Origin of the sequence: Gottfriedia sp. NPDC057948 (assembly GCF_042887255.1) — a bacterium.
Lineage (GTDB): Bacteria > Bacillota > Bacilli > Bacillales > Bacillaceae_G > Gottfriedia.
In genome coordinates this window covers 60,212-85,645 of sequence record NZ_JBHVPN010000001.1, presented here as the reverse complement: position 1 = coordinate 85,645, position 25,434 = coordinate 60,212, and the positions used below count along the sequence as shown (strand labels likewise).

Annotated in this window: 22 protein-coding genes and 1 pseudogene; 10 read left to right on the top strand and 13 right to left on the bottom strand. The window is 31.3% G+C overall.

Going from position 1 to position 25,434, the window contains the following annotated elements; all coding sequences use genetic code 11:
* Positions 1-311: 311 nt before the first annotated feature.
* On the top strand, positions 312-875 hold the full coding sequence (locus ACFVRR_RS00400) for a hypothetical protein (protein WP_387323527.1): 564 nt from the start codon (positions 312-314) through the stop codon (positions 873-875).
* 185 nt (positions 876-1,060) lie between these two features.
* A complete protein-coding gene (locus tag ACFVRR_RS00395; protein ID WP_387323524.1) occupies positions 1,061-1,933 on the top strand; it encodes a S8 family peptidase in 873 nt (290 codons plus the stop codon).
* Between the two features lie 453 nt (positions 1,934-2,386).
* On the opposite strand, the gene ACFVRR_RS00390 is transcribed toward ACFVRR_RS00395, so the two are convergent.
* From ACFVRR_RS00390 to ACFVRR_RS00380, 3 genes are all read right to left on the bottom strand, one after another.
* Positions 2,387-3,919: a fatty acid--CoA ligase family protein gene (locus tag ACFVRR_RS00390; RefSeq protein ID WP_387323521.1), complete on the bottom strand. Its 1,533-nt coding sequence runs from the start codon at positions 3,917-3,919 to the stop codon at positions 2,387-2,389.
* Between the two features lie 148 nt (positions 3,920-4,067).
* Positions 4,068-5,057, bottom strand: coding sequence for a lipoate--protein ligase (gene lplA / locus ACFVRR_RS00385; RefSeq protein ID WP_387323518.1), 990 nt, complete (start codon positions 5,055-5,057; stop codon positions 4,068-4,070).
* Positions 5,058-5,067: 10 nt separating this feature from the next.
* Positions 5,068-5,802, bottom strand: a complete 735-nt coding sequence (locus tag ACFVRR_RS00380) for an MBL fold metallo-hydrolase (RefSeq protein WP_387323515.1) — start codon at positions 5,800-5,802, stop codon at positions 5,068-5,070.
* Positions 5,803-5,982: 180 nt separating this feature from the next.
* On the opposite strand from ACFVRR_RS00380, the gene yhfH reads away from it, so the two are divergent.
* Complete coding sequence (gene yhfH, locus ACFVRR_RS00375; RefSeq protein ID WP_097973739.1) at positions 5,983-6,114, top strand: protein YhfH; 132 nt, start codon at positions 5,983-5,985, stop codon at positions 6,112-6,114.
* Between the two features lie 141 nt (positions 6,115-6,255).
* On the opposite strand, the gene hemY is transcribed toward yhfH, so the two are convergent.
* The 4 genes from hemY to ACFVRR_RS00355 all read right to left on the bottom strand — a co-directional run bounded on the left by hemY (position 6,256) and on the right by ACFVRR_RS00355 (position 12,241).
* Complete coding sequence (gene hemY / locus ACFVRR_RS00370; RefSeq protein ID WP_097973740.1) at positions 6,256-7,677, bottom strand: protoporphyrinogen oxidase; 1,422 nt, start codon at positions 7,675-7,677, stop codon at positions 6,256-6,258.
* Between the two features lie 27 nt (positions 7,678-7,704).
* Positions 7,705-8,637 (bottom strand): ferrochelatase, encoded by a 933-nt coding sequence (gene hemH / locus ACFVRR_RS00365; RefSeq protein WP_387323512.1) that lies wholly within the window; start codon positions 8,635-8,637, stop codon positions 7,705-7,707.
* Positions 8,638-8,660: 23 nt separating this feature from the next.
* On the bottom strand, positions 8,661-9,704 hold the full coding sequence (gene hemE / locus ACFVRR_RS00360; RefSeq protein ID WP_387323509.1) for a uroporphyrinogen decarboxylase: 1,044 nt from the start codon (positions 9,702-9,704) through the stop codon (positions 8,661-8,663).
* A gap of 401 nt (positions 9,705-10,105) precedes the next feature.
* A complete protein-coding gene (locus ACFVRR_RS00355) occupies positions 10,106-12,241 on the bottom strand; it encodes a transglycosylase domain-containing protein (RefSeq protein WP_387323506.1) in 2,136 nt (711 codons plus the stop codon).
* Between the two features lie 197 nt (positions 12,242-12,438).
* On the opposite strand from ACFVRR_RS00355, the gene ACFVRR_RS00350 reads away from it, so the two are divergent.
* Positions 12,439-13,638 (top strand): M20 family metallopeptidase, encoded by a 1,200-nt coding sequence (locus ACFVRR_RS00350; RefSeq protein ID WP_387324882.1) that lies wholly within the window; start codon positions 12,439-12,441, stop codon positions 13,636-13,638.
* A 42-nt stretch (positions 13,639-13,680) separates the two neighbouring features.
* Here the strand turns inward: ACFVRR_RS00350 and ACFVRR_RS00345 are convergent, their stop codons facing one another.
* Genes ACFVRR_RS00345 through ACFVRR_RS00335 form a run of 3 tightly spaced genes read right to left on the bottom strand, consistent with a single transcriptional unit; the run spans position 13,681 to position 16,376 of the window.
* Complete coding sequence (locus ACFVRR_RS00345) at positions 13,681-14,409, bottom strand: EcsC family protein (RefSeq protein WP_387323503.1); 729 nt, start codon at positions 14,407-14,409, stop codon at positions 13,681-13,683.
* Between the two features lie 12 nt (positions 14,410-14,421).
* Entirely contained in the window at positions 14,422-15,642 is a 1,221-nt protein-coding gene (locus ACFVRR_RS00340) for an ABC transporter permease (protein WP_387323500.1), read from the bottom strand.
* Positions 15,639-16,376 carry an ABC transporter ATP-binding protein gene (locus ACFVRR_RS00335; protein WP_387323498.1) on the bottom strand — a complete coding sequence of 246 codons (738 nt, stop codon included), beginning with the start codon at positions 16,374-16,376 and terminating at the stop codon, positions 15,639-15,641. The genes ACFVRR_RS00340 and ACFVRR_RS00335 overlap by 4 nt, the downstream gene beginning before the upstream one ends.
* A gap of 2,231 nt (positions 16,377-18,607) precedes the next feature.
* Between ACFVRR_RS00335 and ACFVRR_RS00330 the strand changes: the two genes are divergently transcribed.
* Both ACFVRR_RS00330 and ACFVRR_RS00325 read left to right on the top strand, forming a co-directional pair.
* Positions 18,608-19,045, top strand: a complete 438-nt coding sequence (locus ACFVRR_RS00330) for an HIT family protein (protein ID WP_387323496.1) — start codon at positions 18,608-18,610, stop codon at positions 19,043-19,045.
* Positions 19,046-19,398: 353 nt separating this feature from the next.
* Positions 19,399-19,959 (top strand): HTH-type transcriptional regulator Hpr, encoded by a 561-nt coding sequence (locus ACFVRR_RS00325; protein WP_387323494.1) that lies wholly within the window; start codon positions 19,399-19,401, stop codon positions 19,957-19,959.
* Between the two features lie 279 nt (positions 19,960-20,238).
* Here ACFVRR_RS00325 and ACFVRR_RS00320 read toward each other — a convergent pair whose 3' ends face one another.
* Together ACFVRR_RS00320 and ACFVRR_RS00315 are read right to left on the bottom strand one after the other, a co-directional pair.
* A complete protein-coding gene (locus ACFVRR_RS00320; RefSeq protein WP_097973758.1) occupies positions 20,239-20,328 on the bottom strand; it encodes a YjcZ family sporulation protein in 90 nt (29 codons plus the stop codon).
* Between the two features lie 98 nt (positions 20,329-20,426).
* On the bottom strand, positions 20,427-20,510 hold the full coding sequence (locus ACFVRR_RS00315) for a YjcZ family sporulation protein (RefSeq protein ID WP_082459494.1): 84 nt from the start codon (positions 20,508-20,510) through the stop codon (positions 20,427-20,429).
* Between the two features lie 431 nt (positions 20,511-20,941).
* Between ACFVRR_RS00315 and ACFVRR_RS00310 the strand changes: the two genes are divergently transcribed.
* Positions 20,942-21,763: a peptidylprolyl isomerase gene (locus ACFVRR_RS00310; RefSeq protein WP_387323491.1), complete on the top strand. Its 822-nt coding sequence runs from the start codon at positions 20,942-20,944 to the stop codon at positions 21,761-21,763.
* Between the two features lie 30 nt (positions 21,764-21,793).
* Here ACFVRR_RS00310 and ACFVRR_RS00305 read toward each other — a convergent pair whose 3' ends face one another.
* Positions 21,794-21,997, bottom strand: coding sequence for a sporulation YhaL family protein (locus tag ACFVRR_RS00305; RefSeq protein WP_056472082.1), 204 nt, complete (start codon positions 21,995-21,997; stop codon positions 21,794-21,796).
* 554 nt (positions 21,998-22,551) lie between these two features.
* Here ACFVRR_RS00305 and ACFVRR_RS00300 point away from each other — a divergent pair.
* The 3 genes and pseudogenes from ACFVRR_RS00300 to ACFVRR_RS00285 all read left to right on the top strand — a co-directional run.
* Positions 22,552-23,658, top strand: coding sequence for a hypothetical protein (locus tag ACFVRR_RS00300; RefSeq protein ID WP_387323488.1), 1,107 nt, complete (start codon positions 22,552-22,554; stop codon positions 23,656-23,658).
* A 405-nt stretch (positions 23,659-24,063) separates the two neighbouring features.
* Positions 24,064-24,999, top strand: coding sequence for a transposase (locus ACFVRR_RS00290; protein WP_387323486.1), 936 nt, complete (start codon positions 24,064-24,066; stop codon positions 24,997-24,999).
* Positions 25,000-25,258: 259 nt separating this feature from the next.
* Positions 25,259-25,421 (top strand): annotated as a pseudogene (locus tag ACFVRR_RS00285) (tyrosine-type recombinase/integrase); the annotation flags it as partial.
* Between the last annotated feature and the right edge of the window lie 13 nt (positions 25,422-25,434).

Below are 25,434 nucleotides of genomic sequence, written 5' to 3'. Positions count from 1 at the left end.
ATCTAGTAAGGTAAATGTTCTAAAACTTCTTGTATGTATTGGGATTTTCTTCACTATTATTCTTAATAAATAGGGCCTCTAATATTACTTGAAATGTAATAAAAAATAACTATTCCTAATTAAAACTAATACAATATATTACTAAAACTTCACTGTTTGTTCACATAATCTACTATTTTACACTTAAATTACTCCGAAATAATTATTGAAAGACAAAATTTCAACTAATGGAGGAGATTAAGTAGGTAACATATTGTAAACGAAAAACAAAATCATCTTTTATAGTATTGTGTGTTGTTTTAGTACTAACAATGATTATTCAACCAAGACAATCTTTTGCTAATGAAAATGAAGTAAATGAAACAAGTGAAATGATTAACACCTTAGAAAAATATATATCTGCTGATGATAATCAATTTGAAATTAGTAAAATACCGAATAACATATATATTGAGTTTGGAGAAGAAAACATTAAAAGTATTTTAAATGGGGTTAAAGAGTTAAATACTTTAGCTCAAAATGGTGAGGTACTCATTACTGATAATGAAACTGTTTATGAGACTAATGATACTAGTTTTGATGTCCAAGGGGGAGTTAATAAAGTAGTATATAAATGGTATGGTAGAGTAAGGTACTTTAGTACTGCATCAGCTAAAGAGTTTGTATATCAGTGTTATAAAGTAGCAGTCGGTTCAGTGGCCGTAGGTACGGTTGCTGCATTTTTAAGTGCAGGTACTACTGCTATTTTTAGTGGTTTAACTGGGGCATATTTTACTAATTTAGCATTAGATGTCGATCATCGAAATTCTGGACATAATCGTGGAATTATATTACATGTGACATGGGCTTCAGCTTATTGGACTATTAAACAATAGAGGTGAACAGATAAAATGGAGAATGCCCCAACTATAATTGTCTTATTGCTAAATATTATAATACTTATATTAATTTTTAAAGAAAATAAAAATTATACATTAAAATTTATCGTTAAAAAGTTTTTATCGGGATTTTTAATAACTGTTTTAATAATAAATATAATAATATTTTTTATTTCAAAATTATGAAAAAGACATTTTGGATATTAATTTTAATATTAGTTGTAGGTAGTGGTTGTAGTTCTTCAATAAATGATAAAGAATATTATCTTAAACAATTAGATTTAGAAAATCTTTTTGAATACTCTAAAGGATCATCACAAACAATTGCTTTTATTGACACGGGTATTTCAGAACAAACAAAAGAATTATATAAAGAAAGAATTATTGATACATTTAATAGTATTGAAAACAACAATAATGTTATAGATTACCATGGTCATGGAACACAAATGGTAAGTATTGCTTCTGGAAATGGTAAGAAAGGAGTTTGGGGAATTGCTCCAAAATCTAAAATCATTATTATTAAAGCAATTAGTGAAAATGGAAACGAAAAATCTAAAAGTATACTAAGTGCTATTGAATATGCTATATCTAAGAAAGTTAATATAATTAATATGAGCTTTGGATCATTTGTAACAAATCATAATATAGTAAAGCAAATTCAATTAGCTACAAAAAAAAATATAACTGTAGTTGCTTCAACAGGTGATTATGGTAATAAAGATTCTCTATTTCCTGCAAATATAGATGGTGTAATTTCTGTTCAGGCTAAAAATAAAAAAGGTACTATTTGGGAAAACTCCAATACGTCAAAAACAGATGTAGTTGCATTTCCAGGAATTGAAATAAATAGCCTAACATTAAATAGCAAAAAAGTGAAAATGAATGGAACTTCTCAAGCTACAGCAATAGCAAGTGGGTATATTGCCCTTCTAAGAGATTACTATCAAAAAAATAACATTAGTTTTGATCAAAATAAAATTATAAATGATTTAAAATCATTAAATTCAATTCAAAATAAAGATGTAAATTATTTAAAACTCTTTAAAAAATAAACTTTTACCTCAGTTGTACTATTAATATGTATATTTTTTAAAAAAATTATTAAATCCCCCTTTACTCAACGGAATACAGGGTTTTCCTTAAATTATAATGAAAAGAATAAAAACAAAAACTGAAATAGACTGCACCCTTTAAAGTAGATGTTTAAAAACCCACAGTTGGGCAACATTGATATTAAGTGGTGTTTTTTATGGCGAAAAAAGGTCAAAAGTTTCACAAATATAGTATGGAAATCAAGTCTGATGCTATTCGTTTAAAGGAAGAAGGATTTTCATATCGGAAATCCAATTTCAAAAAACTGAAAAAATAACAAAATAATAGAAGGATAATTCTCTCCTAAAACCTCCAATTTTATATCCCCCTCAAAAATGAAGAAATTAAAAAAAATGCCTCAAAATGTCGTCATTCAACGACCCTTTTGAGACAGCCTCCTCTATTACCACGTTTTATTGTCTAACTGAATCTTTCAACACTCTTCTAAGTATTTTACCAGTTGCATTTTTTGGTAGCTCTGGAATGAACTCTATTGATCTTGGTACTTTATATTTTGCTAAGTGTGCTTTGCAATATTCTGTCAAAGACTCCACACTTAATGAAGGATTTTTTGAAACAACATAGGCTTTTACACTTTCTCCAAAATTATCGTCTGGTAATCCAATCACCGCACATTCAACAACATCTGGATGATTATAAATTACCTCTTCAACTTCACGAGGGTATACATTATAGCCGCCAACAAGAATCAATTCTTTTTTGCGATCGACAATATAGAAATAACCATCTTCGTCTATTCTTGCTAGGTCACCAGTATATAACCAGCCATCACGTATCGTCATTGCTGTTTCTTCTGGCATATTATAATAACCTTTCATTATATTTGGTCCACGGACGATTAATTCACCTACTTCACCAACTGAAACCTCTTCACCTAGAGCATTTACAACTTTATTTTCTACATTGCTAATATTAGTCCCAATTGATCCTGCTTTTCTTGGGCGGTCTAATGGATTAAACGTCGTAACAGGGGACGCTTCAGACAATCCATACCCTTCTGAAATAATAACCTTAAATTTCTTTTCAAAATTCTCTAAAAGTGCAACAGGCAATGAAGAACCACCCGAAATGCATAGTCGAATTGACTCAAAGTCTTCTGTTTTTCCTTCAGGGAATTGATATAAGAAATTATACATTGTTGGCACACCTGCAAATACAGTTGCTTTGTATGTACGAATAATATCAAATATTCCTTTTGGGCTAAATTTAGGCACTAAAATAACAGTAGCTCCATACATTAAAGGCGCGTTTAAAGCTACAGTTAAACAAAATACATGGAAAGCAGGTAAAGTTGCAATGACCTTTTCTGTATTTGAAAAGCTTAAAAAGTGTCCTGCATCCATGGCATTTGAATATAAGTTTTTATGTGTTAACATAGCCCCTTTTGGTTTTCCTGTTGTCCCAGAAGTATATAAAATGACTGCTAAATCATCATCATGTAATTCAGGTCCTTTGAAATCTAGATCTCCAAGTCCTACTACATTTGTAAACGATTTCAATTTATTGTTCTCAAATTCATAAGGATTTTCTTGTTTTGTTTCACAAATAATGAAGTGATCGATATTAGGAAGAATCGGTGAAGCTTTTTCTACTAGTGGAAGAAATAAGTCTAAGGTGATAACTGCTTTTGCGTCGCCGTTTGTTAATATGTATACTAATTCATCTGGTGCATATAGAGGATTAATCGGTATTACAGCCGCTCCAACCTTCAACGCACCATATAGTGCTATAATAAAATGAGGAGAATTACCAACAATTAAAGCTACTTTATCTCCCTTTTCTATTCCTAATTTTGAGAGGCCACTCGCAAATTTCGTAATATAAGTCTCTAGAGTTGAGTATGAAAATGTCTCCCCTTCAAAGATAATAGCAGAATGTTCAGGATGCCTCAAAGCTGATTGTGACAGTGTTTCAACTAAATTCAAGAAAAACTACCCCCTTTAAATATAAAAATTTAAAATATTCTAAATATATTATATTGCTAGAAAACAATTCTGACAAGTGAGAAAACTAGCACTTTTTAGACTTCTAATTTTTTAACAAACAAAAAAAGAGTAGTTTCCTACTCTTTTTTTAAAATAATAAACTCATAAATTCTTCTTTCGTTACTTTACCAAAATAATGGGTAAAATTAACTTCATTTAGCTTATTTTCAATCTCTTGTTGATCAAATTTACTACCAATCAGAAGCTGTTCTATATCAGATACATCTCCTACCCCAAAGAAGTCACCATAAATTTTAACATTCTCAATGATTCCTTTGTTTACATCTAAACGAAGATCAATCGAACCAGCCGCAAATCTTTTACTTTGTTGGATATTGCATTTAGGAGATTTTCCAAAATTCCAATCCCAATTTCGGTATCTGCTCTCTGCAAGTTCTTTAATATTTTTTATATCTTCATCTGTCCATTCGTATCGCCCTATTTTCCCATGTTCTTTAAAAATAGATTGTAAAATTAAATCTTTAAATTCTAAGATTGTTAAATCGTCTTTTAAAAATTCCTTAATGTTCGCCACTCTACTTCGGACTGATTTAATTCCTTTAGATTGGATTTTTTCTAGCTTTACATTTAATGCATTTACAACTTCATCTATATCACTATCAAACAACAATGTACCATGGCTAAACATTCTACCTCTAGTAGAAAATTGTGCATTACCTGAGATTTTTCTACCTTCTGCTAATATATCATTTCTTCCACTAAGTTCAGCATTCACACCGATTTCCTTTAATGCCTCGATTACTGGCTCAGTAAACTTTCTAAAATTATGAAAGCTGTCACCATCATCTTTTGTAATAAAACTAAAGTTAAGATTCCCTAAATCATGATATACCGCTCCACCACCAGATAATCTTCGCACTACATGGATATTATGATCATTTACATATGAAGCATTAATCTCCTCGGCAGTATTTTGATTTTTACCAATAATGATTGATGGCTCATTAATATAAAATAAAAAGTATGTATTTTCAGGATCTAGATTTTTTAGCGCATATTCTTCCATCGCTAAATTTAATGTTGGATCCGTTATTCCCCTATTATCTAAAAATAGCATATGTATCCTCCTATAATTTTGATTTCCATTCAAAACCTGTATAAGCTAAATGAACAAGTCCATTATAATACTTTTGGGATTCACTTATTAAATCTTTTGTATTTCCGCTATGAGGAAGATGTGATAATAATAATTCTTTTACATTCGCCTCATTTGCAATTGTTGCAGCATCTTTGCTGCTCATATGCCCTACTTTAGTACCATCTTGATGTTCATACATATTACAATCACTTATAAGCAAATCCGCGTTGGAAGAAAACGGTATGAAGTCTTCCGTATAGCTTGAATCAGCTGTATAGACTACTGAGTGATTTGCTGTTTCAATTCGCATAGCAAAACAATCTACAGGATGAACTGTCTTAATAAATCGAATAGTAAATGGACCTAAGTCTAGAGCTTCATTTGGATTATATTCATATCCTTTTGTTGCTTCTTTATATGTTAACGAATTAAATTTTACATTATCAAAGTTATGTCCGTATATAGGTAAAGCAAACTTATCCTTTCCAGCGTTTACAAGTTTGAAGTATTGTAGTACTCCTATATCTGCAATATGATCATGATGATAATGTGACAGGATTACAGCATTTAAGCTTTTAGGATCTATGTAATTTTGTAATGTAGCTAATGCACCCGAACCACAATCAACCAATAGATTAAAATTTTTGGATTTAAATAAATAACATGAAGTTGCTTCACCTTTACCTGGATAGCCGCCCCAATAACCAATAACGGTTACTTTCATAAAACAAACACACTCCTTTATATTTATTATTTCTATGAAAATTTAAATTTATAAGCTTGTCCTTACTGTTTTAAAAAAATAGGCGTTTAGATTATTTTTTTAAAATTGTACTAATACAGATTGACACAAAATACGTTGTAGTAATACAATACTAATAAGTTAACTAAAGGAGAGGGTAACATGCTTGTAAAAATGTCCGAATTTTTAAAACTATTACCAAAGAAAATATGTAAACACTGTAATTCGACGATTGAAGAACAACATGATTGCTACAGTAACACTTGTTCAAATTGCTTAAAAGATAGTTTTTAATTGTAGTCTTTTAGGTTCAGCAATTTTCTTAATGAAATGATTAAACATATTATTAGTACAGAGGCATAATAAAAAGAGCAACCTAAAAGTATCGATCTACTTTTTTGGTTGCTCTATTCTTTATTAATTGTTTTAAAAGCCTTAATAGCTTCGAACAGCTTGTTTTTCATGTGCAAACAAGTATTCAATAGTATCTGAAACTGCTTTCTCACCTTGATCTATACAGTCTGGTAAGCCGGACCCATAAAATGAGCAACCAATTACCGATACACCAGGCATTTCTTTTTGTAAATATTGTTCCATGTTTTTCGTACGCTCTTTATGATTAATCGTATATTGAGGCATAGCATCTTTCCATCTTGAAACAATATAAAACTCAGGTTTTTCAGTTATATCCATCGTTTTTCTTAAATCTTCTAATACAATTTCAACAAGTTCTTCATCTGTTTTATCGACTATTTCCTTATTGTAAGGTCGTCCAACGTAACAACGTAATAGGACCTTACCTTTTGGACAAGCATGTGCCCATTTTTTATGAGTCCAAGTACACGCTGTTATATTATAGTCATTATTACGCGAAACAACAAAGCCTGTACCATTTATATCCTTCTTAATTGCATGCTCTGGAAATGCAAGTGCAACATTCGCAACAGATGTAGAAGGAACTTTTTTGAAAGGCTCAAATACAGGTTTATTATTAAATAGTTGTGGAATAAAACGATGAGGTACAGTAACGATAATGGAATCTGATTCTATCTTTTCATTATTGCTAAGTACAATCTCATATTTTTTCCCAATTTTATTTATATTAACTACTTGTACACCTTTTAAAACTTCCTCTTGATCTAACTCTTCTTCAATTCGTTCAACAATTGTTTGAAGACCTGTACTTACAGTCTGGAAAATTCCTTTTCTCGGACCTTTTGATTTCTTCACAGGCATCTCTTTTTTCATTCCTAGAACAATACTTTGATGTTTTTGTTCAATTTGGAAGAATTGAGGAAATGTTGCCATTAAACTCATTTGATCAATGTCGCCTGAATAAATACCTGATAAAAGGGGTTCAATTAGATTCTCAACTACTTCATTACCTAGTCTTCTTCTAAAAAATTTACCTAATGACATATCCCCTTGGACATGTGTTTTTGGTAATACGAAATCTAAACCTGCACGAATTTTTCCTGCAGGTGAAAATAGACCCGAAAAAATAAAAGGCTTGATTTGTGTTGGAATCCCCATGTTTGAACCTTCTGGCATACCATGTAATTTATTATGGGCTAATACATATGATTTTCCAGAAGAGTTAAAAACGATTTGATCTTGGATCCCTAAGTTTTCAGCTAATCGATATGCACTCTTTTTCCTTGCCAAAAATGAATCAGGGCCACGCTCAATAACAAATCCATCTTTTCTAATTGTTTGGATTTTTCCTCCAAGCCTTGATGAACCTTCAATTAATTGAATATCAATTGGAAGATTATTTTTTAATTTTTCTTGTTTTAAATAGTAGGCAGATGTCAATCCAGTAATACCGCCACCAATAATGACAACCTTCTTATTCACTTCTTTACCTCCTATTTCAAAACCATATTATTGTTCGTTTAATTTTCTTAATACAACCGTACTAAGCCCACTAATAAATAATGGATCCGTATTAGGCATCGGTGGACGAACATATGCTTTTTGAATTTCATCCGTTACTAGTTTACATTCTATATCATTATCATATAGTACTTCTAAATGCTCACTTACAAATCCTAATGGTAAGTATACGTAAGTTTCAAAATCATAATTATCATCCAACTCACGTGTTAAATCTTGTACATCAGGTCCAAGCCAAGGGTCTGGTGTATTACCAGCACTTTGCCATCCTAGAAAATAATGACGAATATCAGATTGCTGAACGACTAACTCGGCAGTTTCCTTAAGTTGCTCTGGGTATGGATCTCCATAGTTAAGGATTTTTTCAGGTAAACTATGCGCTGAAAAAATAAACGCCGTTTTTACACGTTGCTCTTCATTCATTGGTTCAAGAATTGCTTCTACTTCACGAACCCAATATTGAATAAATCGTTCTTCTTTATACCAATCATCTACATGGATAATTTTTGGCCCGTCTATTTTTTCTGAATGATTTGTAGCACGTTCGTTATATGACTTCACACTAAACGTAGAATAATGTGGTGCAAGTACGATACTAACTGCTTTTGTTATACCATCCTTTTTCATTTCATCTACTGCATCTTCAATGAATGGTTCAATATGCTTTAGTCCAATGTACATTTTGAATTCTACTTTGTCTTGGATCTTATTTAAATCTTCTTCTAATGCTTTTGCTTGTTCAATTGTTATTTTTGCTAAAGGAGAGATTCCTCCAATTGCACGATAACGTTCTGTCAGTTCCTCTAGCGCCTCTGGTGAAGGCTTTCTACCTCTACGAATATCTGTATAATAACGCTCAATATCTGATTCTTTATATGGCGTGCCGTAAGCCATAACTAATAAACCGATTTTTTCTTTCATGTCATCACCATAGTCCTTTTATATTAAGCTTTAACCCTTGATGAATACTCATGTACAAAACTTGTTAATCGTTTAAGAGTATCAGGATTTACTTCAGGGAATACCCCATGACCTAAGTTGAAAATATGACCTGGATTTGCCATACCCTCATCTAATATTTCCTTCGCACGTTTCTCAATTACTTCCCATGGTGCTAATAAAAAGGCAGGATCTAAATTACCTTGAAGTGTTTTTGTAATACCTAAAGAACGAGCTTCAGTAATAGAAGTTCTCCAATCAAGCCCAATTACATCTACAGGCAGTTCATTCCATTCATGAATTAAATGGCTTGCTCCAATTCCGAACATAGTAGTTGGAATATGATCTGCTTTAAGTGCTGTAAAAATCTTTTCCATGCATGGTTTAATATAAATGCGATAATCATTTGCATTCAAAGCACCAACCCATGAATCAAATAATTGAATTGCACATGCTCCTGCTTTAACTTGTGCTTTTACGTATTTGATCGTCATGTCTGCTAAATGATCCATTAAAGCAAACCATGCTTCTGGCTCAGCGTACATAAATGATTTTGTTTTATTATAGCTTCTAGATGGTCTACCTTCGATCATATAGCTAGCAACTGTAAAAGGTGCACCTGCAAATCCAATTAATGGAACAGAAAGAACCTCTGTTGTTAATAATTTAATCGTCTCATAGATATAAGGTAGTTGCTCTTCTGGATGAATATCAGTTAACTTTTTCACATCTGCTAAAGAACGAATAGGATTGCTTATTACCGGTCCTACTCCTGATTGAATTTCTACGTCTACTCCAATTGCAGGAAGTGGAGACATAATATCTTTATATAAAATAGCTGCATCAACATTATATTGGTCCACTGGTAGCGCTGTTACGTAAGCGCATAATTCAGGTTGATGAGTAATTTCAAATAAAGAATATTTTTCTTTTATTTTTCGGTATTCTGGCTGAGAACGCCCTGCTTGTCTCATATACCAAACTGGTGTATGCGTTACTTCTTCTCCTCTAATCGCTTTAAGAAATGTATCGTTAAAATCTTTTTTCATCCTTCAAAGTCTCCCTTTCACTTTTCCAAACTCTACTATTAAATATACTGATTGAACCATTAATTGTATAGAAAACTCGAATTTTGACACATAATGTTCACTGATTTTACAATTTTTATCAATTAATAGGTCTATTTTACTACCAGACTTTTCCCATTAAAAATTATATCAAAATATGTCTAAAATATCGAATTAATAATCTTTATTTATTAAGACTTTTTATAAAATTAAGGAGTTTTATAATTCTTTTTTTAATGTTCGGTTAATCGTTATCTCATCGTTCAATCTTCTTAATCTCTTTACTATTTTTTTAAGAGATACAGTTTTTACGAACATAGCTTTAATAGGAAATAAAAAACTCCCCTTCAAATCATTTGATAAGAAGGAGAGCCTTAAAATGTCTATTCCTTATTTCTTATGTTGGGTTTGACAAGTTTAGACCTCTCACCTTCTTCTTTTGTTTGAGGATTGTACGGTACTACATAATAAGAAGGTACATTAAATACATTTACAAAGGAATCTTTGTACTCATCTAAACCAGTAACAGTATCTATTAATTTCTCTTTTCCATTCTTGACTCGATAGATTCGATATTGTTGTCTGTGGTCAGTTGGTGCATTCCAGTTAATGACGACAGTGAATAATCCAAATGGAGAGAATGATACTTTTGATTGAACATTAGAAATAGGCTCTAAATTTATCGGTGATTCTAAATCGTCTATATTTTTTGGCTTTTTAAATTTGGTAGAGGGTTCTCTTCCTGCTTCACTTAAAATCTTTTTAAATAAAATGGTTGGATATGTACTACCATTTCTTAAAAAATGGTTTGAATCTGTTTTATCATATCCCATCCAAATTGCACCTACTACGTCTGGTGTGTAGCCTACAAACCAAGCATCTTTATTTCCATTTGTTTGGCCAGGTATATTTGTAGATCCGGTTTTACCAGCTAAATCGCCAGTAAAACTTCCTCTACTAGCTGTTCCTTCATTTACAACACCTTTAAGCATTTTTGTCATATACCAAGAGGTTTGTGATGAAAACACTTTATATTCCTTAATTTTCGCTTCAGCAACTAATTCATTGTTCCGATCATAAATTGCATTAATAACAAAAGGTTCTAATGCATCTCCATCATGATCAAAGGCACTATATGCTTTTACTAGCTCTAATGGTGTTAAACCAATCTTAAGTCCTCCAAGCGCCATACTTAAACCTTGATCGGGGATATTCAAATCCATTTTTTCTAAATACTCTTTTGCATTGTCAATTCCAATATCATTTAATAACCAAACTGCTGGCACATTTGCTGACTCTATTAACGCATTAAACATCGAAATCGTTTTCGAATAAACTCCATTATAATTCTTCGGTTTATAGTCTCCTAACGCACTCTGTTCATTTGGTAATAAAGAATACGGATTGTAGTTCCCCGTCTCAAGTGCTGGCGAATAGACAAGTAAAGGCTTCATTGTTGAACCAGGCTGTCTTTTCACGTTAATACGATTTAAACCTTGAAAATAGTAATTTCTACCCCCAATTGCTGCCTCTACACCGCCTGTTTCGGAGTTTATTAATACGAAGGCTCCTTCAGCATTTTGATCAGTTCCCGGAAAATAGTTTCCATTTTTAAAATATTTATAGGCGGTTAATTGTGTTTTTTTATGGATAGGAACAACAACTTTGTATCCACCATTTAAAAGTTGGTCATAAGAAATGCCATATTTCTCTTTTGCTTCTTTTATAACCATATCAATATATGTAGCATATCCGTTTTCAAATTTTTGTTCGGTAATACGTAATACTAAAGGTTTACTTTTGGCATTCTGATACTCAGTTTCAGTTATATAATGCGTATCTAGCATTTTATAAAGAACAAGATTCCTACGCTCTAAAGATCGCTCTGGTTGTGTAACTGGATCATAATGAGATGGAGCTTTTAATAAGGCTGCTAACGAAGCACTTTCCTCAATGGTCAAATGTTTAACATCTTTCCCGAAATAATATTTTGCAGCACCGCCTATGCCATATACCCCGTGACCGAAATAAACCTGATTTAAATACATTTCTAGTATTTGATCTTTTGTATACTTTCTTTCTAGATTAATTGCTATTATTACTTCCTTTGTTTTTCTCATAAATGTTTTGTCGTTCGTCAAAAAAACATTCTTTGCAAGTTGTTGAGTAAGTGTACTCGCACCTTGTACTTTACTAAATGCTTTTATATCATTTACTATAGCCCGAAAGATTGATTGTGTATCAATTCCATGGTGCTTATAGAAACGTTCATCTTCAATTGAAACTACTGCTTGTTTAGTATAATCAGGTATATCACTAATTGAAACGATTTGATGATTTTCATTATATAGCTTTGATACAAAATTCCCCTCTAAATCTACCATTTCCGATGATGAATGGACGACTAACTTATCTTCATCTATAACATAATTACCTAAGAAAACGATTAGTAAAAATCCAACAAAGCTAATTAACAGGACACCTAACAGTCCTATTGCTAAATATCCCCATTTTTTCAATTATTTCACCTTCATTTCTCTTACACTATAACAAATAGTATATCCATTTATTCCCATGAATAAGTCATTATTTCCTTTTTTTCGATGTATATTTCCTTGGAAATACATTTTTCGTCATTTCTTAATTGAAGATAATTTTGAAGGATATCAATTACATTTCTTGAATAGGTTATATAGATAGTAAGTAGGAGGGTGAAATAATGTCAGATTTATTTTCTTTATTAGATTCATATTATCCGGAAATGGTATCTACTCGTAGATACTTACATGAAAATCCTGAGCTTTCATTTAAAGAATACGAGACAGCAAAATTCATTCAAAACTTTTATCAACAATTAAATATTCCATTCAAATCAAATGTCGGTGGCAATGGTGTTGTTGCTACTATTAATGGTCGTAATCCTGGAAAAACAATCGCTTTACGAGCTGACTTTGACGCATTACCTATTCAAGATGAGAAAAATGTTCCTTACTCCTCAAAAGTGCCTGGTGTTATGCATGCATGTGGTCATGATGGTCACACTGCTACACTATTATATTTAGCAAAGGCACTTCATGAGCAAAAAGATTCATGGGACGGTAAGGTTGTCTTACTTCACCAACATGCAGAAGAATATGCTCCAGGTGGAGCAATTTCTATGATTGCTGATGGCTGTTTAGACGGTGTTGATGAGGTTTATGGAACCCATTTGTGGGCAATTGAAGAATTAGGAACAATTGGTTATCGAAAAGGACCAATCATGGCAGCAGCTGATCGTTTTTCAATCACAATCCAAGGTCAAGGCGGTCATGGTGCAGAACCCCATCGAACAAAAGACAGTATCGTAATCGCTAGTCAACTTGTTATGGCACTTCAACAAGTTGTTAGTCGGGAAACAAATCCAATTGACACTGTAGTGTTATCAATCGGAAGTTTCGAAGCAAAAAATGCTTTCAATGTAATCGCCGATCGAGCAACCTTAATAGGAACGGTTCGTACGTTCAAAAAGGAAACACAAGAAAAAGTAAAAAAACAAATAGCTAGAATCATTAAAGGGATTTGTCTAGCAAATGATGTTACATACGAATATAAGTACGATGATGGTTATCCTCCAGTAGTAAATCATGAAAAAGAAACTGATTTATTAGTAAAAGTAGCCGAATCAATTGTTGAGGTTAGTCAATTAAAAGAAATGGACCCTAAGATGGGCGGAGAAGATTTCGCATACTACTTACAAAAATTACCAGGTACATTCTTCTTCACTGGAGCTAAACCTCCTCACGTCACAGAAGCATACCCTCATCACCATCCAAAATTTGATTTTGACGAAAATGCAATGCTAATTGCAGCAAAAACTCTAGGGTCTGTGACATTAACTTCATTGAAACAATCACAAAAATTAGTTGAGCAAAAATAAAAAAAAGGAGAACTTTTAGTTCTCCTTTTAGTATGTAACTCTTTAAATCAGATCGTCCTTCTTCTTCATATACCTTAATCGATAAGCATTTTTAGCCGTTTCACCTAATTGTTCAAGAAGTTGATAATTTACATATGCTCCAACAGGTGCTCCAATAATAGGGACTAATTGCAGAAGTTTTGCTAAATCGATATGATCTCGATATTCTAGTTGTAATTGCTCCCAATTGACTTGAGGATTTTCATCTACTTTATCTTCCCACTTTTCAATAACTTGAAATACTTTTTTGCGATGGCTGTCACTTGAAAAAGCAAGTTGAAAAATATACAACATGAATTGTCTTTCAAGCTCATCTTTAGGCGAGTAACCATATATTTTTGCTGCCTCAACTAAAAACCTTATTTTTATTCCTAGTAATAACGGAAAATCAGCAAGACCGAGTAATATTCCCCCCGCTCCTGTACCCGCACCTTCTACAGCTGAAATCTTTTTGTACTCGTTTAACTTTTTATCTAAGATTAAATCTCTTTCTCTAAGTGTTAATGCTTCATATTCTTCACCACTACCATTAAAAACAGTAGACCCTCCCATAAATAAAACCGTCATATTTTTAACTGTTTTTGTGAGCAAGTCTTGGATTTGTTCTGGTAATAATGATTGAAGCTTTAACTGAACTTTTTTTGCAGAAGTTTGAAAAATATTTGAATCGGACATTACTTTTTGTTTCCATCTAGATAGTTCGTACTGAATACGAAGTTCATAAGAATCCATTCTGTCCACCCTTTACAATTTTTGTGGCTGACTTAACCTTTTATGCACATAAAATTTAATTAACCACATTGAAAATAAAGTATACACAACGATTGCAATAATAAAGTTTAAAATTGACAAGCCCTTTATTAAACCAATTATACTAAAAACTAGACTACATATTATCAGTAGTATATACAAAAGTGTTGAAATAGATTTTTTATTTTCTTCATTTGTATAAGGATAAATTTTCCACAACAAATGATAGTTGTACTGTTTTAAAATTGACATATTCTGTAGGGAAATTACGTAAAGAAATAAAATGCCAATCAATATTTTTCCAATCATAGTTGGCACCAAGTAAACTACAAACCCACCTACTAAAAGTTGTCTTAAAAACATACTTAAATAGTTACCATTTCGGATAAATGTACGAACTAGTAAATAATTCGCAGCATTTCTCATTTTAATTTTATTAATGATTGGATCGGCCCATTTTCTTCGCTTAACTTGTTGTTGAATAGACGGTACATCAGTAAACATATTCGCAAATCGATAAAAAGTCGCTAATCTTGAAGTATCAAGTTTAACATTTCTTTCCCATTGTACTCTTCTATTTTTACTACCTATTTGAATAGATAATGCATAAATAGCTAAAATTACGATCATTATTACAAGGAAAAAACTGCTCCATTTACTTAATAAGCCATAAATAAATAAGAAAGTACCTAGCAACCTTAAACAATAATCAAAAGCTCGGTTTAAAACACCGCTATTTGTAAGGTGCATGTATGAAACAAAGAGATTGTATCCTTTTAATAAGAAAATTATTACCATAAAGACGATAAAACTTGTTGTTTGTCCTAGTGAAAATTTCTTATATATTGGATATATCACACCTAGCATCATTAACATTAAATAAACTTGAACGATGTATGTAATTAAAAAGGAGCGGATAAAGTAACTTTTCATCTTTTTTTCTAAAGGTAGTAAATAATGTAAATCAGGTCCTTTAAAAAAAGTAGTAACTTGACCTGTTACAACAAGAAAACTAAAAAGAATAGAGATTAGTAAAATAGCCGGGAAGTCTGGAGAAATTGTTTTTAGCATTTGTTGATAATAATATGCTCCTCCTCCAAATCCAAAAACAATTACAAATTTTATATGATCATTAAAAATATAACGACCATATTTACTCATTTCTTTTAAAAAGCTCCTATACCGTGCTAACCATAATTCTTTGATCGTACTCATATTTCTTTTTCCTTCGTTGCAAAAATATAAATTTCATCTAATGAAGCATTTGGCATATTATATTGAGTTTGTAATTCGTTTAATGTACCTTTTGCAATAACGACTCCTTCATGCAAAATAATAAATGAATCACAATAAATTTGAGCAGTCGATAAAATATGAGTAGACATTAAAATGCCTGCTCCTTTTTCTTTTTCATTGTTCAAAATCTCAAGTAAATCATTTATCGCGATTGGATCAAGTCCTAAAAATGGTTCATCTATTATGTATAACTGTGGTTGGACAATAAGGGCACAAATGATCATTACTTTTTGTTTCATCCCTTTAGAGAATGTCGAAGGAAAATATTTTCTTTTATCATTTAATCTAAATGTTTTTAATAACTCTTCACTACGTTTTTTAAAATCCTTTTCAGGAATATTATACGCCAGGGCTGTAATTTCAAGATGTTCCTGTAAAGTTAATTCATCATAAATCATCGGAGTTTCAGGAACATATGATATGCTAGCACGATATGCAGTTGGATCTTTATCAAAAGATTCACCATTAATTAATATGTCACCTTTAGATGGTTTCAAAAGTCCTAATATATGTTTTATTGTCGTACTCTTACCGGCACCATTTAACCCGATTAAACCAACAAGCTCATTCCTATTAATCGTAAATGAGACATCTTTAATGACAGGCTGTCTAGTGTATCCACCTGTGACATCTTTTACATGCAATAAAGTCATTCTTTACAAATCCTTTCAAATGTACTTTTCCTATAAATTTTATTGTATCAAATAATAATCTTAACTTCCTTAATATCATATTTATGGAATAATAAAAAAAAATCCTTCTTTTTTTGAATACTATTTTAGGTTAAGGGTATTATAATTCATGAAGGGAAAGCAACACACTTTCCAGTTCAAAATTTGAAATGAGGTGTGTGTTAAAGGAAATTTAATTTGCGTTCAAACCTAAGTCAGATAATTGTTTAAGTGAAATGAGGTATCTCCAAAGATTAACATCGTTGTCATTTACAGCAATGCATATATCTAAGGAGATGGTGCGCTTGAACATGTTCTATAAAAACAAAGGTCATTAGTATACCAATTTGTAAATGAGGTGTCTCGAGCAGAACATATAATTTATTTATAGGTGTACCAATTTATTGAACATTAAAGCAAATGAGGTGTCTGTTAAAGACAATTTAACTTATTAACCTAAATTCATTTTCTAAATCTTTCCCCTTCATCAAGGAGCAACTACTGGTTGCTCCTTGTTTTATTTTGTTGAAAAACAATCTTGTCAATTAATTACGAGATTCTTTCGCCTCCTCGGCAAGCCTGTGGGGTCTTTAGCCTTCCCGCTTATCCCATAGGAGTCGAGCATCCCTCCATTCCAAACAACTTATTCCTGATAAAAATGTATTCGCAAAAACCTAATGTAAATTAGAGTTGCATAATATCTTGTTACTCAGTTTGTAGGTCAATTAAGACCGAATATCACCGTTTAATAATAATCATTTGACTTTGTTTTTCTATAAATTAGATCAAAATTTTTACTTCTGAAAAAAACATTACTAGTGTTATTTGTGTCATAAATCGCTAAACTTATTAACAGTAATACCATTAATAGATCATACGAAAAATGTGAAAAGAAACAATCTTATCAATTAATTACCTTATTTTCGTAATAGTAGAAGGTTGATTTCCAATACAGGATGCTCGCTTTCTCTGACTTCTTGAATTTCCCATGGATTGGAGTATTCTTTCGTTCAAATCACCTTATCATATAAAGATGTTTACATTAAAGCTACTTCCTTCTATTATCTATACTCTTATTTATCTAATTAACCAATAATTAACTACTCCCTCTCCGTTTTCTAGCCTTTCCTCTCACCCTTCGATGCCTTTTAAATCTTTTTTTCTCCTTTTAAGAATACTTTCTTTACCGCAGGGCATCATAATTCTTGAAGGGAAAGCAACACACTTTCTAATTCAATAATTTGAAATGAGGTGTGTGTTAAAGGTAATTTAATTTGCGTTCAAACCTATGCAAGGTAACTGTTAAAGTGTCTCCCAAGATAAAGCATCGTTGTATAAAACAGCAGTGAAAATATCAAAGGAGATGGTTAGCTTGAACATTATCACTTAAAATCAAAGGTTTTTGTATACCAATTTGTAAATGAGGTGTCTCGAGCAGAGCATATAAATTTATTTTAAGGTGTACCAATTTATTGAACATTAAAGCAAATGAGGTGTCTGTTAAAGACAATTTATAATTACTCCAATATTCTTTCCTCTTCATCAAGAAGCAACATAGGTTGCTTCTTGTTTTATGTTGTTGAAAAGAAATTATGTCATGTTGATTTCCACTCCTAGATGCTCCACCTTGGTTTGTTCCTCGAGGGCACGTCCCCGTTCCCCTGTACATACTATTAATGATCCAAATAATTAATTTAGTCTTAAACTGCTTTTAAGGGTTTTTATTGTTTTTGCATACTTTCTTTCATATAGGGCATCATAATTCTTGAAGGGAAAGCAACACACTTTCCAGTTCAAAATTTGAAATGAGGTGTGTGTTAAAGGTAATTTAATTTGCGTTCAAACCTATGCAAGGGTAGTTGTTGAAGTGAAATTTCTCCATAGATAAAACATCGTTGTATAAACAGCAGTGAAAACATCAAAGGAGATGGTTAGCTTGAACATTATCACTTATAAACAAAGGTTTTAGTATACCAATTTGAAAATGAGGTGTCTCGACCAGAGCATATAAATTTCTAATAAGGTGTGCCAATTTATTGAACATTTAAAGCAAATGAGGTGTCTGTTAAAGACAATTTATAATTACTCCAATAAAATCTTTCCCCTTCATCAAGAAGCAACATAGGTTGCTTCTTGTTTTTTCCTGCCCCTATTTCCCCTTTAACCTACCCCTATGTTAAAATAAGGAAAAAAGTGAAAGGAAGTATAAAAAAATGGCACATGACACTAATTGTATTTTCTGTAAAATTGTTGAAGGTAGCATTCCAGCTTCAAAAGTTTACGAGGATGATGATATTTTAGCTTTTTTAGATCTAAGTCAAGTTACAAAAGGACACACATTAGTCATTCCAAAGAATCATGTTGAAAACATATTTGAAATGAGTGAAGAGACAGCTAGTGCATACTTCCGAAAAGTACCTCACATTGCTAATGCAATGAAAGATACTTTTAATGTCCAAGGTGTAAATATATTAAATAATAGTGGTGAAGTTTCAGGTCAAACTGTATTTCATTATCATATGCATATTTTACCACGATACGGAAATAATGATGGCTTTGATGTAAAATGGCTTTCAAACCAAAATCAATACACAAATGAAACGCTACAAGAGATTGCAAAATCTATCGAAAATAACATTATTAAAAAATAATAAAATCATCTCTTTTAAAAACAAAAACAAGCGAGTGAATATCTCCTGTTTTTGTTTTTTTTATTTAAATTCCATCTGAATTCTTCAATTTATACTATATTTTTATAGATTTATATTATATATTTACTATATTACCAATAATATTTTATCGACAATCACTCTATAGTTTCGTTAAAATTATTATATAAACATAATTCTTTTGACCCACAACACTTAATTATAATATAAAAATGTAGAATTTTATCAACTACTTTGTGAAAATTTTTAAAAATTCTAACTAAAAGTTCTTTATTTCTTCACATATTATTGGCATAATAATAAATAGATAGTTAAATAGAAAAGAAGGTGAATTGATGAAAACTGAACAAAAATTATACACAATGAAAGAAGCTTTGATTTTTAGTCAAAGAATTGCCCAAATTTCTAAAGCATTATGGAAGTCAGTTGAAAAAGACTGGCAACAATGGATTAAGCCCTATGATTTAAATATCAATGAACATCATATTTTAATGATCGCCTTCCACTTAAAGGGTGCGTCTATTTCTGAAATTGCTAAATTTGGTGTAATGCACGTATCGACTGCTTTTAACTTCTCTAAAAAGCTAGAAGAACGTGGTTTATTAGTGTTTTCTAAAAAAGTAGAAGATAAACGTAATACGTATATTGAATTAACAGAAAAAGGTAAAGATATTCTATTAGAGATCCTAGGTGAATTTGATCCAGAGACAAATTCAGTTTTTCAAGGTACTTTACCATTAAAAGAATTTTATGGTAAATTTCCAGAAAATATGGAAATTATGGCTATTTTACGTAATATTTATGGAAAAGATTTTATGGATATATTTGAAACAACTTTAGGTAACATAGATAAAGAATTCATTGAAGAAGATAATCGTTTAATTAAGAAACCTTAATATCTTCTTTAAAGTTACAATTTCAGTTTATATGCCGTGAAATTGTACACATAAATAGAAGCGGGGCAAGATTAATTAAATCCTTCCGCTTTTTATTTCGGTCACTTTTGTTCAAAATTTCACATAAATACCTCTTTAAAATCCTCAGGCTTATTTCCTTTTCATTTATATTTATTTCTAAATTTCATTTAACTAGCATCTGTACTAACTATTTCATCTGGAATAAAAACTCAACCGGAGGTACAATACCTCCGGTCGAATATTTGTCTTATTTACAAATTAGATGCAAGCTGCTCCTACGATAATTAATAAGATGAACAATACAACGATTAACGCAAATCCTCCACCATGGAATCCTACGCCCATCATTCACACCTCCTTTTGCTACATATCTTATCTTATGCGTGTAGTAAAAAATGGTCTGGGCAAATGTATAAATAACCTTCATTTTTGAAGATTCATACTACTTATAAAAATGAACACCCAATAATGATTAACAAAATAAACAGGATCACGATTAATACAAATTCATTCGATGCTTTCCCCTCCATTTTTCCACCCTCCTAACAGTAATCCATAATAATATATAGACGAATGCCTTAAATGATTGGGCTAATGTCACGATTGACAAGTTTTTAATTTGCAGGATAAGCAGGATTTTTAGGTAAAGTCCGGAGTTAAAATATAAAAAATAGAAATCTGCATTCATATAATCCCCTACTCTCATAGTGCCTACATTTCATTTAAAACTAGTTCAAGTTTCCTTAAAATTAATTTATTTTTAGTTAAAAAGCATACCAAATTATTCTTTTTTTGGATAAACTTTGTCATATTGAAGAAAAATATGTTATATTAAGTGAAGTAATTTCCAGTAAAAGGTACGTCTAAATACAGGAAAAATTAAGATTTAAGCTCCATACTTTAATAAGTAAAATTTTTCTTTATAAGAAATCATTTTAAATTTTTATTAGGAGATGTTTAAATGAAAAAGTTAATCGTATCTGCAGTTTTAGCTACCTCAGTATTCGGACTAGCAGCATGTGGATCTGCTGGTATTAGTAACGATGTTGTTGCTACATCTAATGCGGGAGATATCACATCTAAAGATTTATATAACAAGATGAAGGATACAGCAGGATTAGCAATGCTTAAGCAAATGGCTATTGAAGATTATTTAAAGAAAAACTACAAAGTTAGTGATAAAGATGTTGATGCTAAATTCAATGAGTACAAAACACAAAATGGTGACCAATTTAAAGCTTTCTTAGCACAGTACGGATTTAAAGATGAAGCAGCATTTAAAGATCGTGTTAAAATCGATTTATTAACTGAAAAAGCTGCAGAAGCTTCAGTTACAAATGCTGATTTAGCAAAATATAAACCAGAAATTAGAGCTAGTCATATCTTAGTAAAAGATGAAGCTACAGCTAAAAAAGTTGAAGAAGAATTAGCTAAAGGTGCAGATTTTGCAGCAGAAGCAAAAAAATATTCTACTGACACTGGTTCAAAAGACAAAGGTGGAGATTTAGGTTATTTTGGTGAAGGTGCTATGGTACCTGAATTCGAAGCAGCTGCTTACAAATTAAAAGTTGGAGAAATCAGCCAACCAGTTAAATCACAATTTGGATACCATGTTATTAAACTAACTGGTAAAAAGACTGCTAACGAAAAAGATGCTCGCAAAAAACTTGCAGAGTCTAAGCTAAGCCAAGAAAACTTCCAAGCATTCTCTGATGAACTTCTTAAAAAAGCTAAATTTAAAGTAAAAGATAAAGACTTAGAAAGCCAAGTGAAAAAATCATAACAAAAAACCTGCCTAATTGGCAGGTTTTTTTTAATTGGATGAAATCTCAGAGTTAATAAGTAATTGCTCTCTTCGTTCTCTTTCTTCTTTAATTCTTTGCAAGTAAATTTCTCCCTCTTTTTCAATGAAAGCTTCATCTGCATCCCTTTCTTGTTTCGAGGTGTATAGCACCATAAATCCACTTACAAAAATTCCTAAAATCACGATATACATCCAAAATGGTAATATTGGCATTGATTTTCCTCCTTAGTAGACAAGCATTTGCTTCATTATATGGCTAATAAGGAGGAAGTATGATTAATTTAAAATTTTGGTTTATAAAAACTACGATTTTATTTTTCATATCGTTTAAAACTGTTTGAGTTTCAACATTTACTGTTAAATAAGGGTTTTATTGTTATTTTCAAATATATAAAGTTGTTTAAAACCGATTTATAAAGATAAATTTGTGGGCAAATTGTGGTCATTTCAGACAAATACAAACTTAAATTACAGTATTAACTTAGAATAGCATTCTGTAATAGGAACTACTGGCTATAAAATATGGTAAAGAATTATCTTCACGATGATATCCTTTTATAAAACTCCTGACTGACATTTTAGGTGGTCAGGAGTTTTTTATTAATTACTTATATTTATTTCAAATTATCAACCAATTACAATTTAATTTTTTTAAAATATTGTATCAAAATTAAAATACTTCTGTTCATTTAAGAAAAATTTTCATTTATTACATAAGTTAGAATTATTTTGTAACTTATATAATATTTAGAAAGGAGTTCTTATTTATGAAAAGACTAAAAAGATTTTCAAAATCAATTACCGCAATAACCGCTGCAGCATTATTTGTTACCATATTACCTTTACAACAAATAAAAGCAGAAGTTCAAAATTCGTTAAAAGATGAGGAATTAATTACTAATTCTAATTCATCAAAAAATTTACCTGCTCCTCAAGGTAGAGCAGTAAATACAAATTATCCTCAAATGGAAAAACCTACAGTTGAAGCAATTAAAAATAATGATGACACTGGATACATAAATGTATCATGGAAACCTGTAGAAAATGTTACTAAGTATCAAATTATCTTGTTTAATGGATCAATGCATAGTTATTGGGATGTACCAGCTGATCAAACTAGTTGGACGACTAAAGGTAAAGGTATGTTTCCTACAAAAGAACAACTAGAAGCTGGACAAGTAAATTTTCATAGAAACGGTACTGGCACTGAATTTTCTACGGACCCTTGCGATATATATCAAAGAGCAACCGAGGTAGATAATGGCCTTAACTATACAGATAGCACTGTATATTATGTACGAGTTACCGCTGTTCATGAAGATGGAGCTAGGCCAATTTCTTATGCCGAAACAGCAAGTTTTCTAGAAGTAGTAACACCTGAAGAAGAAGCGTTATTTGATACTTTCCCAACTCTTGATGAAATGTCTGAAGAACAAAAAGAATTATTTTACAACCTATTAGATGAAGAAATAGAAAACAGCGACTCAGAAGACCCTGAATTATTAAGAGGCGAAATTATAGATGCCTTTGAAAGTGAAACAGGTATAGTCGGATATTTGTGGGGATTTGAAAAAAATAGAGTTAAAGTAAGTACAGCTGGACATGTCTTTAATATAGCAATCTCAGTAATTACAGGAAATGTTACTACATCTGTTACTTCATTTATAAAGAAAAAAGGTAAAAAGGAAGCTGATAGGTTATTTTCCAAAACAATAAAAAGTAAATTAACAGCTTGGGGAGCACCAAAACTAGCAAATTCTATTACAGCTATAGTTGCAGTAGCAACAGAGGTCTTCGATGTAGGCTTGGCTATTGCAAAAGGTATTGATCGTATTGATTCTAAACCAAACAACGGTTGGATTGATTATAGATGAAGTTTATTAAATTAAGTATTTATTATTTGGTTTATGGATTTGGACTTTTTCTTTTGTTTCAAGTTGTAAATCCATTTTTAATGGATAGCTTTGATCTCACAAAATATAAAAGCTTAATACTTTTTTGTTTACCAATTGCTATCCTATTTACCTTTTTATTAAATATTATTTTTAGTAAATTTAATAAACTGAGGAAAACATCTTAGTGAATAATTTTAAAAAAGCAAACAAAATGCTACTTATCGTTGGTTTTTAGGGATTTCACCTGATCGAAAAATACCTTGTCATTCGACTATTTCAAAGTTTCTTAATCATCGTTTAAAAGATAACGAGGTTTGGGAAGCTTTCTTTCACTATGTAGTAAATTTAATTAATATAGATGGATTTATTGCGAATGAAACTTGGGTGGCAGATGAAACAGAATTAAAAGCGAATGCGAATAAAAGAAAACGTGATGAATGGATTAAAGAAGTCGTAATTGAGGAAGATCTAGAGACTTTTAAAAAAGTAAATGAGCGTAGACAAAAACACGGATTAAAATTACTTAAAACTAAAGGAAATAAAACTGAACTTAAACGCGTTTTACTTAGTCCTGTTGACGCTGATGCAAGGTTATCAGTTAAACATGATGAACGAGGTCGCTTCGCATATTTTGAGCATCGAGTAGTTGATTCCCTACATAATTTTATAATCGATACTCATGTGACAAGTGCAAATGTTCCTGGTCATAGAGTTTTATTAGATCAATTAGATTCATTAAAAGAGAGGTTCGGATACTATGCGAATGAAATAGCTGTTGATGCGGGGTACTATAATTCAAGATTTGCCGAAGGTTTATTTAAACGTGGGATATTTGCTTATATCTCACATCGTAGATTTCCAAGTAATGAACATAAAGATTGTAGAAAAACTCATTTTCAAAAAGTAAATGAAGACCTGTATGCCTGTCCTTGTGGTGTACCTTTTCGATATAAAACTACTACTAGACATGGCTATCATGAATTTAAGCCTGATAAAGGTAGCTGTCTTAATTGTCCATTCGCGAAAAAAGATGATCGGGTTTTAAGAATATCAGTTAATCAGCCAATTTACGATAAATTAAGGGAACAAAGACTTTCAACTCGAGGAAAAATATTAAAATCAGTAAGACCTTCAACTGTTGAATTAAGTTTTGCCCAAAGTAAAGAACTCCACGGCTTACGCTACGCACGATACCGAGGAGTTCAAAAAGTAAAAAGACAAGTTTTGATGACTGCAATCATACAAAACTTGATTAAATGGACCAAACTTCTCTCACTAAAGGAAATAGGTCTTCATTTAATTTACCAAAAAACAGACTAAATGGACAACTAAAACAAAAAATGCCACGAAAAATTCGTGGCATTTACTTGACGAAGTCTTTTTTCAACAGCGTGAAAGAAACGTTCATTTAATATGAACGTTTCTTTTTCTTCTAGATAATAGGTAACCCTAAACTCGCTCTATTTTCATTAATACGTTGTATTCCTAATTTACAAAATTCTACTTCTTTTTCGATACATTTCCATTTTCTTTTTGTATTATCACAAGCAACCGCTGTTGTGAATATACCTGCACAATTATCAAGTACCATGGTTTTAGACATACACACGCAGTACATTTGTTACAAAGTGGTGCTAATTTAAAATACGTTTCTGAACGTCTTGGCCACTCAACGATAGATATGACAGCAAATATATCTTCATGTAACAAAATCCTTGGAAGAAAATGCAGTTAATAACTAAGAAGCTTTTTTAA

Bases quoted from the DNA above. Each gene is read 5' to 3' on its own strand.
- yhfH (WP_097973739.1), top strand. From the start codon at position 5,983: ATGCTTGTAAAAATGTCCGAATTTTTAAAACTATTACCAAAGAAAATA.
- ACFVRR_RS00345 (WP_387323503.1), bottom strand. From the start codon at position 14,409: ATGGATTCTTATGAACTTCGTATTCAGTACGAACTATCTAGATGGAAA.
- ACFVRR_RS00310 (WP_387323491.1), top strand. From the start codon at position 20,942: ATGAAAAAGTTAATCGTATCTGCAGTTTTAGCTACCTCAGTATTCGGA.
- ACFVRR_RS00315 (WP_082459494.1), bottom strand. From the start codon at position 20,510: ATGGAGGGGAAAGCATCGAATGAATTTGTATTAATCGTGATCCTGTTT.
- ACFVRR_RS00305 (WP_056472082.1), bottom strand. From the start codon at position 21,997: ATGCCAATATTACCATTTTGGATGTATATCGTGATTTTAGGAATTTTT.
- ACFVRR_RS00300 (WP_387323488.1), top strand. From the start codon at position 22,552: ATGAAAAGACTAAAAAGATTTTCAAAATCAATTACCGCAATAACCGCT.
- ACFVRR_RS00395 (WP_387323524.1), top strand. From the start codon at position 1,061: ATGAAAAAGACATTTTGGATATTAATTTTAATATTAGTTGTAGGTAGT.
- ACFVRR_RS00335 (WP_387323498.1), bottom strand. From the start codon at position 16,376: ATGACTTTATTGCATGTAAAAGATGTCACAGGTGGATACACTAGACAG.
- ACFVRR_RS00320 (WP_097973758.1), bottom strand. From the start codon at position 20,328: ATGATGGGCGTAGGATTCCATGGTGGAGGATTTGCGTTAATCGTTGTA.
- ACFVRR_RS00340 (WP_387323500.1), bottom strand. From the start codon at position 15,642: ATGAGTACGATCAAAGAATTATGGTTAGCACGGTATAGGAGCTTTTTA.
- ACFVRR_RS00380 (WP_387323515.1), bottom strand. From the start codon at position 5,802: ATGAAAGTAACCGTTATTGGTTATTGGGGCGGCTATCCAGGTAAAGGT.
- hemE (WP_387323509.1), bottom strand. From the start codon at position 9,704: ATGAAAAAAGATTTTAACGATACATTTCTTAAAGCGATTAGAGGAGAA.
- ACFVRR_RS00400 (WP_387323527.1), top strand. From the start codon at position 312: ATGATTATTCAACCAAGACAATCTTTTGCTAATGAAAATGAAGTAAAT.
- hemH (WP_387323512.1), bottom strand. From the start codon at position 8,637: ATGAAAGAAAAAATCGGTTTATTAGTTATGGCTTACGGCACGCCATAT.
- lplA (WP_387323518.1), bottom strand. From the start codon at position 5,057: ATGCTATTTTTAGATAATAGGGGAATAACGGATCCAACATTAAATTTA.
- ACFVRR_RS00330 (WP_387323496.1), top strand. From the start codon at position 18,608: ATGGCACATGACACTAATTGTATTTTCTGTAAAATTGTTGAAGGTAGC.
- ACFVRR_RS00325 (WP_387323494.1), top strand. From the start codon at position 19,399: ATGAAAACTGAACAAAAATTATACACAATGAAAGAAGCTTTGATTTTT.